This is a genomic window from Pseudomonas sp. A (assembly GCF_056270345.1).
This window is the reverse complement of sequence record NZ_CM149873.1, coordinates 3,641,726-3,657,738: the sequence shown is the minus strand read 5'-3', so window position 1 is coordinate 3,657,738 and position 16,013 is coordinate 3,641,726. Positions and strand designations below refer to the sequence as shown.

10 protein-coding genes are annotated in these 16,013 nt (G+C 68.3%); 1 reads left to right on the top strand and 9 read right to left on the bottom strand.

Annotated elements, in window-relative coordinates; all coding sequences use genetic code 11:
• Positions 1 to 2 precede the first annotated feature (2 nt).
• From AC0MAZ_RS16370 to AC0MAZ_RS16340, 7 genes are all read right to left on the bottom strand, one after another.
• Positions 3 to 965, bottom strand: a complete 963-nt coding sequence (locus AC0MAZ_RS16370; RefSeq protein WP_475858564.1) for a siderophore ABC transporter substrate-binding protein — start codon at positions 963 to 965, stop codon at positions 3 to 5.
• Positions 962 to 1,744: an iron ABC transporter ATP-binding protein gene (locus AC0MAZ_RS16365; RefSeq protein ID WP_475858562.1), complete on the bottom strand. Its 783-nt coding sequence runs from the start codon at positions 1,742 to 1,744 to the stop codon at positions 962 to 964. Before AC0MAZ_RS16365 ends, AC0MAZ_RS16370 begins: the two co-directional genes overlap by 4 nt.
• Positions 1,741 to 2,676: an iron chelate uptake ABC transporter family permease subunit gene (locus tag AC0MAZ_RS16360; RefSeq protein WP_475861448.1), complete on the bottom strand. Its 936-nt coding sequence runs from the start codon at positions 2,674 to 2,676 to the stop codon at positions 1,741 to 1,743. The genes AC0MAZ_RS16365 and AC0MAZ_RS16360 overlap by 4 nt, the downstream gene beginning before the upstream one ends.
• A complete protein-coding gene (locus AC0MAZ_RS16355) occupies positions 2,676 to 3,566 on the bottom strand; it encodes an ABC transporter permease (protein ID WP_232856261.1) in 891 nt (296 codons plus the stop codon). The genes AC0MAZ_RS16360 and AC0MAZ_RS16355 overlap by 1 nt, the downstream gene beginning before the upstream one ends.
• A gap of 50 nt (positions 3,567 to 3,616) precedes the next feature.
• On the bottom strand, positions 3,617 to 5,386 hold the full coding sequence (locus tag AC0MAZ_RS16350; protein ID WP_475858560.1) for an ABC transporter ATP-binding protein: 1,770 nt from the start codon (positions 5,384 to 5,386) through the stop codon (positions 3,617 to 3,619).
• Between the two features lie 2 nt (positions 5,387 to 5,388).
• Positions 5,389 to 7,173, bottom strand: coding sequence for an ABC transporter ATP-binding protein (locus AC0MAZ_RS16345; protein ID WP_475858558.1), 1,785 nt, complete (start codon positions 7,171 to 7,173; stop codon positions 5,389 to 5,391).
• 120 nt (positions 7,174 to 7,293) lie between these two features.
• Entirely contained in the window at positions 7,294 to 7,809 is a 516-nt protein-coding gene (locus tag AC0MAZ_RS16340; protein WP_232856213.1) for a sigma-70 family RNA polymerase sigma factor, read from the bottom strand.
• A gap of 217 nt (positions 7,810 to 8,026) precedes the next feature.
• Here AC0MAZ_RS16340 and AC0MAZ_RS16335 point away from each other — a divergent pair, with 217 nt between their 5' ends.
• Positions 8,027 to 10,132 carry a condensation domain-containing protein gene (locus tag AC0MAZ_RS16335; RefSeq protein ID WP_475858556.1) on the top strand — a complete coding sequence of 702 codons (2,106 nt, stop codon included), beginning with the start codon at positions 8,027 to 8,029 and terminating at the stop codon, positions 10,130 to 10,132.
• A 119-nt stretch (positions 10,133 to 10,251) separates the two neighbouring features.
• On the opposite strand, the gene basC is transcribed toward AC0MAZ_RS16335, so the two are convergent.
• A complete protein-coding gene (gene basC / locus AC0MAZ_RS16330; RefSeq protein ID WP_234561656.1) occupies positions 10,252 to 11,571 on the bottom strand; it encodes a putative histamine N-monooxygenase in 1,320 nt (439 codons plus the stop codon).
• 61 nt (positions 11,572 to 11,632) lie between these two features.
• Positions 11,633 to 15,919, bottom strand: a complete 4,287-nt coding sequence (locus AC0MAZ_RS16325) for an amino acid adenylation domain-containing protein (protein WP_475858554.1) — start codon at positions 15,917 to 15,919, stop codon at positions 11,633 to 11,635.
• Between the last annotated feature and the right edge of the window lie 94 nt (positions 15,920 to 16,013).

Genomic DNA, 16,013 nt, shown 5'->3' with positions numbered 1-16,013 from the left:
GATCAGCCCTGATACCCCTTCACCACTTCGTCCGCTACCCGCTCCAGGCAGGTCACGCTGGCCGTGCACAGGTACCAGGTCTGCGGGTCGACGAACACCACATGGCCGTTTTTCCACGCCTTGGTCTGGCGCAGCAGCGGGTTGTCCAGGGTCTCGCGGTCCAGCGCGGCCCGGCGCTCCATTACTGCGGTGCGGTCGATCACGTAGAGGATGTCCGGGTCGGCCTGGTGAATGAACTCGTTGGAGATCGGCTGCCCGTGCAGGCCGGCCTGCATGTCGTCGCTGGCCGGTTTGACCCCGAGGGTGTCGAAGATGAAGCCATAGCGTGAGCGCACACCGTAGGCGGTGAACGCGCCGTTGTTGTGCAGCACCACCAGCGCCTTTTCCGGGCGCCCGTCGGTCACCTGGCGTACCTGGGCCACCTTGGCGTCGATGCGCGCGGCGGTTTCCCGGGCCCGTTCTTCCTTGCCGAGGATCCGCCCGACGGTCAGCAAGTGCTGCTTGGCGGTGTCGATGACGTTGCCCTGGCGGTTGTCCATGTCGATGTCATAGTGCACCGTCGGGGCGATCTGGCTCAGTTCCTGGTAGCTCTGCGCCTGCAACGGCGAAATCAGGATCAGGTCGGGCTTGAGCGCATGCAGGCGCTCGAGGTTGGGCTGGATGGTGGTGCCGACATCGGCCACCTGCGGGTCGTCGCGGTACTTGACCAGGAAGCCCGCCACATAGTCCTTGGCGATGCCGACCACCGGCGCGCCGAGTTGGTCGAGGGTGTCCAGCTCGCTCATGTCGAAGGCCACCACGCGCTGCGGCTGGTGTTCGACCAGCGTGGTGCCCAGGGCGTGCTCGACCTTCACCGGGGCGTAGTCGGCGCTGGCGGCGCGCGCCTGTGCCGGCGGGGCCTGGTCGCAGCCGGGCAACGCAGCCGCCACGGCGGCGGCCAGCAGTATCTTGCAGATTCCGTTCATACCAGCTCTCTCGATAGTGATGGGTTGAAGTAGTTGCAGACGAAACCGTGCGCGCTGGGCAGGATCTCGAAGGCCAGGCCGAACAGCGCGCGCAGGTTGGCCTGGGTGACCACCTCGGCGACCGTCCCGTGGCTGTGCACGGCGCCGCCCTTCATGGCGACGATGTGGTCGGAATAGTTGGCGGCGAAGTTGATGTCGTGCACCACCAGGATCACCGTGCGCCCCTGCTCGTCGCAGAGCCTGCGGATCGCCTGCATGATCTGCACCGCGTGCTTCATGTCGAGGTTGTTCAGCGGCTCGTCGAGCAGCAGCAGGTCGGTGCGCTGGGCGATGGTCATGGCCAGGAACGCCATCTGCCGCTGGCCGCCGCTGAGCTCGTCGAGGTAAGCCCCGCGCAGGGGTTGCAGCCCCAGGAAATCCAGCGACTCGTCGATCACCTGCTGGTCGTCGGCGGTCAGCAGGCCGCGGCTGTACGGGAAGCGGCCAAAGGCGATCAACTCCTCGACGGTCAGGCGCAGGTTGAAGTCCAGCACCTGGCGCAGGGTGGCCACGCGGCGGGCGTAGTCGGCGATGGCGATGCGGCCGATGTCCTGGCCGTCGAGCAGGATCCGCCCGCGATTGGCCGGCAGCAGCCGGGCGATGCACATCAGCAGGGTGCTCTTGCCGGCGCCGTTGGGGCCGATCAGCGAAGTGACCTGGCCTGCGGGAAACGCCAGGCTCACATCGTCGAGCACGGTCTTCTCGCCGTAGGCCTTGTGCAGGTGTTCGAGGGTGATCATGGGGTGCCTCGGGTGCGGACCATCAGCGCGAGGAAGTACGCGCCGCACACCAGGTTGACGAGGATGCTCACGCTGGTCCGGTAGTTGAACAGGTGCTCGACCAGCATCTGGGCGAGCAGGAACATGCCGATGGCCACTGCGCAGGCCAGTGGCAGGGTCACCTGGTGCCGGGCGCTGCGCGCCAGGGCGTAGGCGATGTTGGCGACGAATACGCCCATGAACGCGGTCGGCCCCACCAGGCTGGTGGACACCGCCACCAGCACGGCGATCAGCGCCATCTGCAGGCGCAGGCAGCGGCCATGGTCCAGGCCCAGGGCGATGGCCTGGTCGCGCCCCAGCGCCAGCACGTCGAGCACCCGCGTGCCGCGCGCCACCAGCAGCGCCACCGCCGCCACCAGCAGGCCCGAGTACAGCACCTGGGCCGGCTGGGCGCGGTTGAAGCTGGTGTAGCCCAGGCTCTGCAGGATGGAGAACTCTCCCGGGCTGGTCTTGAGCTGGATGAACTGGGTGAAGGTGCCCAGCACCATGGTCAGCACCAGGCCCAGCAGCAACAGGCGGTAGACATCACCCCGCCCCTCGCGCAGCAGCCAGCGTTGCAGCAGCCACGAGTAACCGAGCATCAGCGCGATCGACAGCAGCGCGTTGCCCTGGGCGCCCAGCAGCGCCACGCTGGCGGTGCCCAGCCACAGCACCAGCAGGGCCTGGAACAACAGGTAGATGCCTTCGTAGCCCATGATCGCCGGGGTCAGCACGCGGTTGCCGGCCAGGGTCTGGAAGATCACCGAGGACAAGGCGATGCACACCCCGGCCACGACGATCGCGCCCAGGCGCACCAGGCGCTTGGGGATCACGTAGCTGAAGTCCAGGCCCGAGCCCAGCAGCAGGAACGCCAGCGCCAGGGCCGGCAACAACAACCAGGCGGCGCGGCGCATCATTTGCACTTCCACAGGATCAGCAACAGGAACAGCACGCCACCGACACTGCCGGCGGTCAGGCCAATGGGTACTTCGTAGGGGTGGATCAGCAGCCGGCCGAGGATGTCGCAGGCCAGCAGCAGCGCCGCGCCGCACATGGCGACGATGGGCAGGGTGCGCTTGAGGTTCTCGCCGTAGCGCAGCGCCACCAGGTTAGGCACCACCAGGCCGACGAAGGGAATCGCGCCCACGGTGATCACCGTGGCCGACACGGTCACCGCCACCAGCACCAGGCCGAGGATGGCGGTGGCCGCGTAGTTGAGCCCGAGGCTGGTGGCCATGCCCTCGCCCATGCCGAGCACGGTGAAGCGCTGGGCGTACAGGTAGGTGAGCACGACAATCGGCAGGATCAGGTAGATGATCTCGTAGTTGCCCTCGATCACCCGCGAGAAGTCGCCCAGCAGCCAGCCCTGCATGCTCTGCAGGATGTTGTGGCGATAGGCGTAGAACTCGGCGATGGCGCTTAGCAGGCTGCCGTACATCAGGCCGATCACCGGCACCAGCACCAGGTTGGTGAAGCGGATGCGGCGGATGATCGCCACATACACCAGACTCGCCAGCAGGCAGAACACCAGGGCGAACAGCATGCGCCCGCTGGCCCCGGCCCCGGGCAGCACGGTCAGGGCCACCAGGATGCCCAGTTTGGCCGCGTCGAGTCCGCCGCAGGTGGCCGGCTCGACGAAGCGGTTGCGCACGATCTGCTGCAGGATCACCCCGCAGATCGACAGGCCGACACCGGTCAGCACCAGCGCCGCCAGGCGTGGCAGGCGGCTGGCGGTGAGGGTCAGCCAGGCATCGTCGCTGGCCGACCACAAGGCCGACCAGGACATCTGGCTGGCCCCGACCATCAGTGAAACGCCACACAGCAGCAACAACAGCGTTGGCAGCAGCACCCGACTCAAGCGGTCACTCCATCACCCGCCGCCTCGCCGATACGCCAGCCCTTGGCGGCCCGGCGCTGCTCAAGGAAGTGCGCGTACAGCCCACCTTCGGCAGCCAGCTGGGCATGGGCACCCTGCTCGCGGATGCGCCCTTGGTCCAGCACCACGATCTGGTCGGCCATGGCCACCGTCGACAGCTGGTGGGCGATGACGATCAGCGTGCGCTTGCCGCGCAGCCGTGCCAGCGCCTCGGCGATGGCCGCCTGGTTCTCGGCATCCAGCGCCGCGGTGGCCTCGTCGATCAGCAGGATCGGCGCGTCCTTGATCAAGGCACGGGCAATCGAAATGCGCTGGCGCTCCCCGCCGGACAGCCGCGCCCCGCCCTCGCCCACCGGCGTGTGCAAGCCTTCGGGAAGGCGCTCGAGGATCTCCTGCACCCCGGCCAGCCGCGCTGCCTCCAGTACCTCGGCCTCGCTGGCATCGGGTTTGCCGAGGCGGATGTTGTCGGCGATGCTGCCCTGGAACAGGTAGGCGTCCTGGAAGATCTGGCTGATCTGCCCGGCCAGCTGTTCGGCGGACATCTGCCGCACATCCACGCCGCCGACCTTGACCCGGCCCTGGGTGACATCGAAGAACCGGGCGATCAGGCGCACCAGGGTGGTCTTGCCCGACCCCGACGCGCCGACCAGTGCGGTCATGCTGCCGGGCGCGATATCCAGGCTGACTTCGTGCAGCACCTCGGGTTGGTCATCGCCGTAGCGGAAACCGACCTGTTCCAGTTGCACCGAACCGTCGGCCGGCGCCTGCGGCGCAGCGGGTTCGGGCAGCGGTTCGACGGCCAGCAGCTCGGCCACCGCCTGCAACTGGCCACGGGTGCCACGCAGTACCTCGCTGTAGCCGGCCACGTCCAGCAGCGGATCGATGAAGCGGGTCGCCAGCACCAGCGCGACCAGGGTAGCGATCACCGTCGCGCTGTCGAAGGCAGCGCCGGCCTGCTCGCCGAGCCACAGCGTGGCGACCACCAGCAAGGCGGCGAAGCTGGCCTGCACTGCCCAGACATTGAGCACCGACGACAGCGCCGAGAGCTGGATCAGCTTGCGCGCCGCCTGCTGTTGCTGGGCCACGGCCTGCTCCAGGAAGCGCGTGCCGCCCTGCTCGCCATTGAAGGCGCGCAGCACCGACTGCGCCTGGGCGAACTCGACCATGCGCTGGCTGGTCTGCGCGGTGTCGCGCTGGTAGCGCTGGTCGGCACGCTGGCCCAGGCGCATGGTCGCCAGCATCACCAGGGCCAGCAGCGGCAGGCTGACCAGGGCCACCAGGCCCAGGCGCAGGTCGACCAGCAACAGCGCGACGAGGATCACCAGCGGCGTCACCACCCCAGTGAACAGCGGCGTGAACACGTGGGCTGGCAGTTGCGCGATCTCCATCATGCCCTGGGTGGTGACATGGCTAAGGCGCGCGGTATTGGCGGCGCTGAACCAACCCACCGGCAGCGTGCCGACATGCTCGCCCAGGCGCTGGCGGCCGCCGCGCAGCACCGCGATGCCCACGGCGATGCCGGCCTTCTCCACCCGCCGGCGCAGGTACCAGCACACCACCACGCCCACGGCCAGCAGCGCCAGCCATTGGCCGGCGGCTTCCAGCTGGTTGCCCAGCAGGTGACGCAGGATCGGCACCAGGGTGACGATGGTCAGCCCGCACAGCACGCCATACACCAGTGCCAGGCGCAGGTAGCGGCGCAGGAACACGGCGTCGGCGCCGAGCAGTCGAACGAAAATCCCCAGCATGATCAGTGCTCCTCCACCTGTGCGGTCGCCCGCGCCTTCGCATAACCCCCGGCAGCCCACAAGCGGGCGTACAGGCCACGCCGGGCCAGCAGTTCGTCATGATTGCCGCGCTCGGCAACCGTGCCTTGGTCCAGCACCAGGATCTGGTCGGCGTGCATCACCGTGTCCAGGCGGTGGGCGATCACCAGCAGCGTGCGCCCCTGGGCGAAGCGCGACAGCGCCTGTTGCAGCTTGACTTCGTTCTCGGCGTCGGCCGCCGCGGTGGCTTCGTCGAGCACCAGCACCGGCGGGTCGAGCAGCACGGCGCGGGCGATGCTCAGCCGTTGCAGCTCGCCGCCGGAGAACTGCACGTCCTCGCCGATCACCGCGTCGTAGCCGCGTGGCTGGGCGAGGATGCGCTCGTGGATGTTGGCGATCCGTGCCGCCGCCTCGATCTGCTCCTGGCTCGCCGAAGGCCGGCCCAGGGCGATGTTCTCGCGCACACTGGCATGGATCAGGCGCACGTCCTGCAGGACGAAGCCGATGCGTCGGTACAGCTGGGCGCTGTCGATCTGGCGCAGGTCGACGCCGCCCAGGGTGATGCGTCCGGCGCTGGGGTCGAAGAAACGCAGCAGCAGGCGCGCCAGGGTCGACTTGCCGGCCCCCGAGGCACCGACCACCGCCGTCACCGTGCCGGGCTCGAGGTTGAACGACACCTCGCTCAGCACCGGATTGCGCGGGTCATAGTGATAGCCCAGGCCCTGCACTTCGATCCGAGCATTGGCCGGCAGCTTGCCGGCGCCCTGGTCGTCGGTCTCCAGCACCGGCGTGCGCAGCAGCGCCTGCACGCGCTGGGCGGCGCCGGTGGCGTTGTTCAGGTCGTGGGTGATGTAGGCCAGCAACAGCAACGGTGCGCAGATGCCCGGCGCCACCAGGGCGAACGGCAGCACCTGAACCGGGGTGATCCAACCCAGGCCGACGAACAGGGTGCCGAACGCCAGCACCACGCCAAGCACCGACACCGGGGCGATCATTGCGTTGGCGTTGGCCATGGCGCTGACCAGCGGCCGGGTGAAGTCAGTGAAGGCCGCGGCGAAGGCGTCCACCGCCTCGCGGTAGCTGCCATGGGCCTTGCGCTGGCCACCGAAGGCCTTGACCACCGGGATGCCGTTGACGAACTCGACCACCGCCTGGTTGATCCGCCCCATGCCGGCGCCGAAGGCCTGCATGTTGCGGGCGCTGGCCTGGTGGGCGCGGGCGAAGAACAGGAAGAACAGCGGGAACGGCAGCATCGACACGATCGCCATGCGCCAGTCCATGGCGAACAGGTAGACGATCGAGGCCAGCACCGCCCCGGCGCTGCGTCCGAGAGTGGTATAGAAGTGCGCGGTGAGGCTGTGCAAGATGCCGATGTCGTCCTGCATGGCCTGCTTGACCTCGCCCGAGGCGCGGCTGGTGAACCAGCCCAGCGGCACCCGCGCCAGGCGGCGGATGATCGCCAGGCGCAGCGTGCCGGTGATGTGGTTGTCGGCCAGGTGCGCCACCAGGTCGCCCAGCGAGATCAGCGCCATGCCGGCAAACAGGCAACCCAGCCCCACGGCGATGACCGGCCAGGCCTGGTCGAGGCCCTGCCCGCCGGCGAAGGCCAGCCGGGCGACTTCGGCGATCGCCGCCAGGGGCGCCAGGGTCAGCATGGCGCCCAGGGCGGCAAGCAGCCCGGCGACGATCAATCGGCCGCGTATCGGCGCAAGCACTGCGGCGACCGGCCCACGGGCGGACGATTCCGCCACCCCTTGTTCAACACTCATGAATGCTCCTTTTCAGCACGAGGGGCGGGCCGGGCCGTCCCAGGGGCGCCCTGCCCGCGTGTCCTTCTCAACCTGTATTCCGCACGAGGCGGTCAAACCCGCAAGAAAATCTGCGCACGCTCAGGCGCCGCCCAGCCGGTAGCGCCTGCAGGTGCGCAGGCCGGCGGCGATGTATTTTTCCACCGAGGACACCGAAACCCGCAGCTCGGCGGCGATGGCGCGATGGGCCATGCCGTCGAGGCGGCACAGCAACAGGGCCTGGCGCGCCTTGGGCGAGTGCCGCTGCAGGGCGCTGTCGATTGCCCCCAGGGCCTCGACCACCAACGCCCGCGCCTCCTCCGACGGCACCCGTGGCTCGGGCAGCAGGCCATGGTCTTCGAGGTAGCGGGTTTCGCGCTGACGACGGCGGTACAGGTCAATGACCTTGCCGTTGGCGATCTGCGTGAGGTGGCAGCGCGACTGCTCGGCGCTGGGCACCTGGCCCTTGTTCATCAGGTGCAGGTAGATGTCGTGGGCCAGGTCCGCCGCGTCCACCGAGTTGCCGAGCTTGCGCCGCAGCAGGTCGCACAGCCAGCCGTGATGATCCTGATACAGCTGGTGCAGCTGCTGACGAAGCGCGAACGTTCCGTTGTCCACGGTACCTCTCCCTGAGCGTGGTGCATTCCAGACGGCTTGCTTTGACGTGCGCCAATCTAGATGATAATTATTTGCATCTTTCACACCATAACGAATCCCCGGGATTCACGCAATGCACCCCGGTGGTGCAACCCCTCTGCGCGGCCACTCACCGCGATCCATGGATGGCAGTGAGGCCGACGCGGGCCTTGAACGATCGAACAGCAGGAAGCTAGCTATGTTGGAACGCAACACCACCCCACCCTCGCCCCAGGTCCTTGACGAACACGAGGAACTCGCCTGGTTCGCCCAGCAGCAGCAACCCGAGCGGTTGCACCGGCAACTGGGCGCCTGGCGCCTTGGCCCCCGGGCCGACCTGTCGCTGCTGGCCCTGGCCGTGCAGGCGGTGGTCGAAGCCACGCCGGGCCTGAACAGCCGCTACCACTTCAGCGACGACGGCGACCTGTACAAGACCCAGGAACCCGGCTGGTACCCGTGCCTGCGCATCGAGCGGAGCGCGGCCGAGGGCATGGACGCCCTGCTGCGGGCGCGCCAGGTGGCGCCCTGGGATTCCACCAGGCAGCCGCCGTTCGAGGCCCTGCTGCTGGCCGGCGAACAGCAGGCCGCGCTCGGCCTGCTCTGCCATGCGGTGCTGCGCCAGTCGCCACAAGCCTTGCTCGAACGCATCCGCGCCGAATACGACGCCCAGGCCGGCGACCAGCCACTGCTGCTCGAACCGCTGTCGCAGGCGCCCTCGACGGACATCGCGCAACGCATCCTCGACGCGTTCCGCCAGGCACTGGCGGAGCCTGGCATGACCCTGCACGACGACTTCTTCGACATGGGCGGCCACTCGCTGCTGGCCACGCGGATCATCGGTCGCCTGCAGGGCGAGCACGGTATCGAACTGCGCTTCAGCGACTTTTTCGCCTCGCCCAGCGCGTCGGCGCTGGCCACCCGCGCCAAGCTGAGCCAAGGGCAAGCCAACCAGGCCAGCGATCAGGCCGGGGATATCCAGCAGGCGCCAATGGCCCTGGCCCAGGCATCGTTGTGGCGCGCCTGCGCGGCCTTCGACTACGGCACCATTTTCAACTTGCCCTTTGCCCTGGACTTCCACGACCCGGTGGACGAAGTGCTGCTGCAACAGGCCTTCACTGACCTGCTGGAGCGCCACGCCAGCCTGCGCACCACCTACCATGGCGAAGGCGACAGCGCCTGCCAGCGCATCGTGCCGCTGGCCGAACTGGGCCGCTACAAGTGGTTCTGGAGCAGCGCCGAGAGCACCGGGGCAAGCCTTGCCAGCGAGGCCAAGCACCGCTTCGACCTGGCCCGCGAGCTGCCGCTGAGGCTGCGTCTGCTGCGTGACCCGCACAGCGGCCACCAGGTGCTGTCGTTCCTGGTCCATCACATGGCCATCGACGAGTGGTCGCTGAACGTGATCATGGCCGAACTGGCCGAGGCCTACCTGGCCCGTGCCCAGGACCGGGCGCCGCAATGGCCGGCGCCGGCGCGCACCTTCCACGAATTCGCCCTCGCCCAGAGTGTCCAGGGCCCGAACCCGCGCCACCTGGCGTACTGGACCGAGCTGCTGCGCGACGCCACCCGTGGCCTTGCCCTGCCCGCCTGCGCCGACGCCCCGAGCGTTCCCGCCGAACAAGCCACCACACGCGCACGCTGGTTGGAACTGCGCCCCGAACCCGGCGTGCTGGAGCAACTCGGCGCCAGTGCCCGGCAGCACCAATCATCGCTGTTCAGCGTGATCTATACCGCCATCGCCCTGTCGCTGCACAAGCTCGGCAACCTCTCGGACCTGGTGATCGGCACCTCGGCCTCGGGGCGTACGGATCCGGCGTTCTTCGACACCGTCGGCTACTTCACCACCATGGTCGCCCACCGTGTGCAGTTCGCCCCCGAGCAGTCGCTGGGTGAGCTGCTGGGCGATGTGACGCGGATGATCAACGACTCGATGGCCTATGCCGACGTGCCCATGGAGACCATCCAGCAGGCACTGGGCATGACGCCCGCCGAGGGCCTGATGTTCGATGTGTACGTGCAGATCCACGCCAACAACGCCCTCAATGGCGCCCTGCGCACGCCCGAGGGCCAGGCGATCCGCTACAAGCAGATCGACCCGGACAAGAGCGAGTCGATGTTCGGCCTGCAGTTCGAGATCATGGAGGATGTGTTCGACGGCCAGCGCTCGCTGCGACTGGTGGTCACCTACCGCAGTGATCGCTACAGCGCTGTCCAGGTCGAGCGCCTGTGCGCGATGATTTCGGCGGCGTTCGGGGTATTTGCCGAGGTGGATGCCGGCCGGCGGGCGCTGGGCGACGTGGTGTTGTAGCACCCCGGGGGCGCTTTGCGCCCCTTTCGCGGCGCAAGGCCGCTCCTACAGAGAGAGGTACGCGTTCCCCTGTAGGAGCGGCCTTGTGCCGCGAAAGGGCTGCGAAGCAGCCCCATGGCTCAGTCCTGCGGCAACCCGTAGAGCTGGAACGACGACCGCTGCGGCACCCGGTACTGCGCCCGGCCCAGCAACTGGTTGAGGATCACCGCATTGCGCACCGGCCCCAGACCCAGGTCCGGCGAGCCGACGCCATGCTGGAAGATCTCCGCGTTCTGCACGAACACCCGGCCACTGCCGCCATCGCAACGCTGTGCGGTGAAATCCTCACCGACGATGCAGTCACCGTGCGCGTCGGTGGCCAGCACCGTGCCCTTGAGCTGCTCGAACCACTGCGGCCAGGCATGGGCATAGCCGGTCGCCGCGACGATCGCATCGGTTTCCAGCGTCGCCCGCTGGTCCAGTTGGCGGTGGCGGAAGGTCATGCGCAGGCCCGCCGAGGCCAGGTCCTCGACCGTCTCCACGTCGCAGTTGGACAACAACGTCAGCCCCGGCTCGCGCCCGCCGATGGAACGCTCGTAGATCAGGTCGTAGATTGCGCCGATGGTGGAGAAACTGATGCCCTTGTACAGCAGGCCCTGCTCCGCGACGATCTCGCGGCGCTTGTCGCGGTCCAGGGTGTGGAAGTAGTTCATGTAGGCCGGGGTGAAGCACTCCTGGCCAAGCTTGGAGTACTCCATGGGATGGAAGCCCCCCGACCGAGTAATCCAGTGGATCGACGCCCCCGCCTCCACCTGCTCCGGCGTCAACGCATTGAACAGGGCCAGCACGCACTCCGCCGCGCTCTGCCCGGAGCCGACCACCACCACGCGCCGGCACTGCTCCAGTTCGGCCTGGCGCTTGCCGAACTCCGCAGAGTGCAGCACCGGTGCCTGGCTGCGCGCGCGCGCCCAGGCCGGCAGCCACGGCCGGGTGCCGAGGCCGATGGCCAGGTCGCGGCTGCTGTAGCGCCGCTCCAGGCCCGACACCGACACACTGTCGATGACGAAGCGCTCGCTGCCGCCATCGTAGCGCACCCCGGTGACCTCTTCGCCGAAGTGGCAGGCTGGCAGCTGGCGCGCGGCCCAGCGGCAATAGTGATCGTATTCGCGCCGGGGCACCTGGAAGTGGTCGTAGTAGTAGAACTGGAACAACCGGTCGTGCTGGTGCAAGTAGTTGAGATAGCTCAACGGGTGGCAAGGGTCGGCCAGGGTCACCAGGTCGGCGAGGAACGGCACCTGCAAGGTGGTGCCCGGCAGCAGCAGCCCCTCGTGCCAGCGAAATTCCGCCTTGCGCTCGAGGAACGCGCAGCGCAGGTCCGGGTGGCGCGACAGCAGCGCGGCCAGGCCCAGGTTGAACGGTCCGACGCCGATGCCGGCGATGTCTACGGTTGCTATGTCCATATGCTCGATGATTTCCCAAAAACTACGGATGGCGCCCTGGGTGCGACCCAGGGCGGTTGATTCAGGCAGGCGTGGCGGCGAGCAGGCGTTCGACGTCTTCGACCGTGCGGCACGCCAGCAACTGTGCGGGCGACAAGCGCACCGCAAAGGCCTCGCCCAGGCGTGCCGCCAGGGGCTTGAGGTGCTGCGGGCGCAGGCCCATGGCGAGGAAGTCCAAGGCCGGCTGCGTGGCACCGAGCACCTGCTGGTAGATCGCCAGCACCTTGGCGCAACGCTGCGGGTCACTGGGCGTCGCTGCCGGCGCCTGCTCGGTTTCGCCTTCCAGCAACGTGCGGGCGCGGCGGCGGTCCGGCTTGCCGTTGGCCGTCAACGGCAACTCGGCCACCTCGATGAAGCGCGTGGGCACGTGGGACTGCGCCAGCAGCGCCCGGGCATGCTCGCGTAGCGCCACGGCGCCGGGCGGCGCGCCGTTGCGCCGCACATAGAGCGCGCCGATGCAGGCCTCGCCCTGTTGCGTGTCGCCATAGTCCACCACCAGCACCTGCTGCACCGCCGGATGGCGGATCAGCTCGATCTCGATGTCCGGCAGCGACACGCGCACGCCGCGCACCTTCACATAGCCATTGACCCGGCTGTCGAACAGCAGCACGCCGTCCTCGCGATAGCGGCCACGGTCGCCGGTACGGAAAGCCCGCACCGGCGCACCGTGCTCGTCGCGCACGCTGACGAAGTCGTTCTGCACCAGTTCGCCGTCCTGCAGGTAGCCCAGGGCCAGGCCCACCCCACTGGTGTGGATACGCCCGGCGACGCCCTGCGGGCAATGCTCGCCGTGCTCGTCCAGCAGCCAGTAGCGGTTGCCCGGCAGTGGTCGGCCATAGGGCACCCTGGCGCGGTCCTGGTCGCCGATCTCGTGCCAGATGCTCCAGATGGTGGTCTCGGTCGGCCCGCCAAGGGACACCAGCCGTGCCGCCGGCAACTGCTCGCGCAGCTCAGCGATCACCGCCGGCTTGATGTAGTCGCCGCCCTGGGCCAGCAGGCGCAGGCTGCGCAAGCCATCGCCCTGGCGGCAGGCCAGGAGCATTTCGAGGATGGCCGGCACCGAACACCACAGGCTCACGCCGTGCTGCGTGACCAGCTGGTTCCAGCGCAGCGCGTCCTTTTCCTCGCCGGGCTCGGGCAGTACCAGCGTCGCCCCGGCGCAGAGGCTGCCGAACACGTCGAACACCGACATGTCGTGGTGCAGCGGTGTCACCGAGATGAACACATCGTCGCGACTGACCTGCCACTGTGCCAGGGTGCTGCCGATGACGTTGGCGGTGGCGCGGTTGTTCAGCACCACGCACTTGGGCTTGCCGGTGGTGCCAGAGGTATAGAGGTAGTAGGCCGGCGCGCTGCTGGCCGACAAGGCCGCCAGGCCACCCAGGTCCAGGGTTGCCGGCGGACTCGCCAGCAGTGGACCGACTGCGTCGACCACCAGCGCCGGCTGGCAGTTGTCCAGCAGGTAGCGCAGGCGCTCCTCGGGCGCCGCCGCGTCGATCGGCACCCAGACCAGCCCGCTCAGGGCGCAGGCCAGGGTCGTCATGCTGTGCTCGGGGCCGCGCGGCAGGCAGATCGCGACCACTTGGCCAGGCTGCAGGCCCCGGGCCTTGAAAGCCTGGGCGATACGGGCGACGCCCTCGCCCAGTTCGGCGTAGCTGATCCGCCGCTCGCCGTGCAGCAAGGCAATGCGCCCATTGTCCGGGCCGAACAGGTTGTGGGCGATGCGCCCGAGGATGTCGACAGGTTCGGCCTGCGCCTCGGTGCTGTTCAGGCGGTAGTGACCAAGGTCGATGAACTGCCGTGCATGAATTTCGAAGGCAGCCTGCCCGGCCAACTGCTCCACCGCCTGGCCAAGGGCCGCGAGCAACTGTACGACCCAGCGGCCATCGACCGCTTCGCGGGCATAGTCGATCTCGAACGCCAGGCCTCCCTCGGCGGTGTTGCAGAAGCGGATGTCCATGGCCACCTGGGGCGTCTGGGTCAGGCCCGCGCTCAAGGTCATCGGACCATCGACCGCGCCCACCGGCCAGGACAGGCCATTGGTCAACACCACCGGCAGTGCCGGGCCCGGGCCGTTGCTGTCGTACAGCAGGCGGGCCAGGTCCACGCCGGAGAACGCCAGGTGCTGCAGCCCCTCCAGCACATCGGCCTGCAGGCGCTTGGCGCGCTCGGCGAGCGTGGGCAGGCGGTGTTGCCAATCGAGGGCGATAAAGCTGGAACGGTTGGCGAACGCGCCGTCCTGGGGCGGCGCCACCGGCACCGCCACGCACAGGCTGCCCTCATCGAGCCAGTGGCCGAGCACTTCCAGTACCACGGCCATGATCGTCGAGTTCTTGAACAGCCCCTCGCGCGCACCGGCGCGGCTCAGCGCCTTGAACGCCGGGGCCGGGATCACCTGACGCTGGCGTGCGTACCGGGCCACGCCGACCTTGTCCAGAGCGCAGCGCCACGGTAGCCGTGGCGCGCCATCAACCTCGGCCAGCTTTGACTTCCAATACTCGGCATCGGCTTTGCGCACCTCGCTTTGGTCGTTAACAGCCGCCGTCGGCTCGCTGGCGGTCAGCGGCTGGCAGTGCCCGTCGAACAGTTCGACCATCAGGGTAGCGATGGAGCGTCCATCGAGGATCAGCGCATCGAAGCGCACGAACACCACCAGCTCGCCCTGCGGCAGCTGGAAGGCGGTAACATTCCAGGGCGGCCCGGCAAGGTCGGACAGCGCATGGGCGTAGACCTCACGACGAACGTCGAGCTGTGCCTGGGCCTGCTCGGCCGTCAAGGCGTGCAGGTCGATCACCTCCAGGTTGACCTGCACCTGGTCGCTTACCGACTGGGTCAGCGCCTGGGCGTCGATGCGGGTGCGCAGGCTGTCGTGGCGGCGCACCATGTCCGTAAGGCGGCTGCGCAGCAGCGCCAGGTCCATGCGCCCGCGATACTCGCGAAACTCCTGCATGGCCACGCCGCCCAGCGGCAGATGTTCGCCTCGCCCCAGCAGGTAGGCCTGCTGCAAGGCGTTCAAGGGACAATCCCGGCTGGCCGCGATCGCCAAAGGCTGTTGCAGCGCGCCCGTGTCGGCAGCCACCGCCACGGCCAAGGCAATGAAGCGCTCGAACAGCGCCTGGACCCAATCCGCCGGCAGTGCGTCCAGGCGCACATCCCAGTTGACCAGCAGACCGCCATCGACCTGGACCACCTGCGCGTCCAGTGCCACCTGCGGACCTTGGGAGATCACCCAGTCCATCGGCCCGAACACCCGGCCCACGCGCTCGGAGAACAGCTCGCCACCGGGCAGGTCCAGCCCTGCGGTAAAGACTACCGGCGCCAATTGCGGCGTGCCGTGATGGCGCGACAGGTCGCGCATCAGGTCCACGCCCGGATAGGCGCTGTGCGCCAGGCGCTCGACCAATTGCCGGTGCAGGTCCTGGCACAGCGCGGCAAGGCTGGTGACGCCGGTGAAGTCGACATCGACCAGCACCAGGTTGGCGAACTCGCCGACGATCCGTTGCACCGGCTCCAGCACCGGCTCGCGCCAGAACACCGGTACGTTCAGGCGCAGGCGGCGGTCCCCGGTGTGTTCGCCCAAGGCGCTGGCGAACAGCCCGAGCAGCAACGCCGACGAAGTGATCCGCTGCGCCCGCGCCGCCTGCTGCAAGGCGCGGTACTGGGCAGGTTCGAGCCGGGCGGCAAGGCGCTCGCTGCGCGCCGGCCCTGGCGGGAGCAAGGGTAATGAGGGCGCCGGGGCGATATGCGCCAGGCGTGCTCGCCACCAGCCGCGGTCACGGCTGCGGGCGGCGCGCAGGTCGGCATCGGCACGCACCTGGTCCAGCCAGTCGAAGTAGCTCGGCGTGGTCGGCAGCACGGTTCCAGGGGTGTCGTACAGCCGGGCCAGGTCTTCCATCAGTACCCGGAAGCTCGACGGGTCCACCGCGATCATGTCGGTGTCCACATGCAGCCGGCTGGCATTGCCCGGCAGCAGGCTGAGGCCGAAGCGTGCGCCCTGGCCGACATTCAGGTCCAGGCGCTGGTGGCTCCACTGGCGACGTTTCTCCAGCAGGCGCCGCTCCACGGCCGACCCGTCCAGGTGGCTGAAATCCTCCAGCTCCAGCTGGGCGCACAGCGCCTCGTTGATGCTCTGCCGCCCCTGACCGTCGATGCGCAGCCTGAGCATCGGATGCGCCCGGTACAGCCCCTCAAGTGCGCCCGTCAGGCGCGCCACATCGATGGCCTGGCCATCGAACTCGGCATACAGGTGAGCGCTGACGCCACCCAGTGCCGCATGTGCATCCCGCCCGATCCAACAGGCGGCCTGCATCGAAGTTAACTCTCTCATCGCTTACCCGCGTGGTTGACAAATCCATGTGTTTCGCGTCCTCATATTTACTAACGAGAATGATTATATTTCAAGG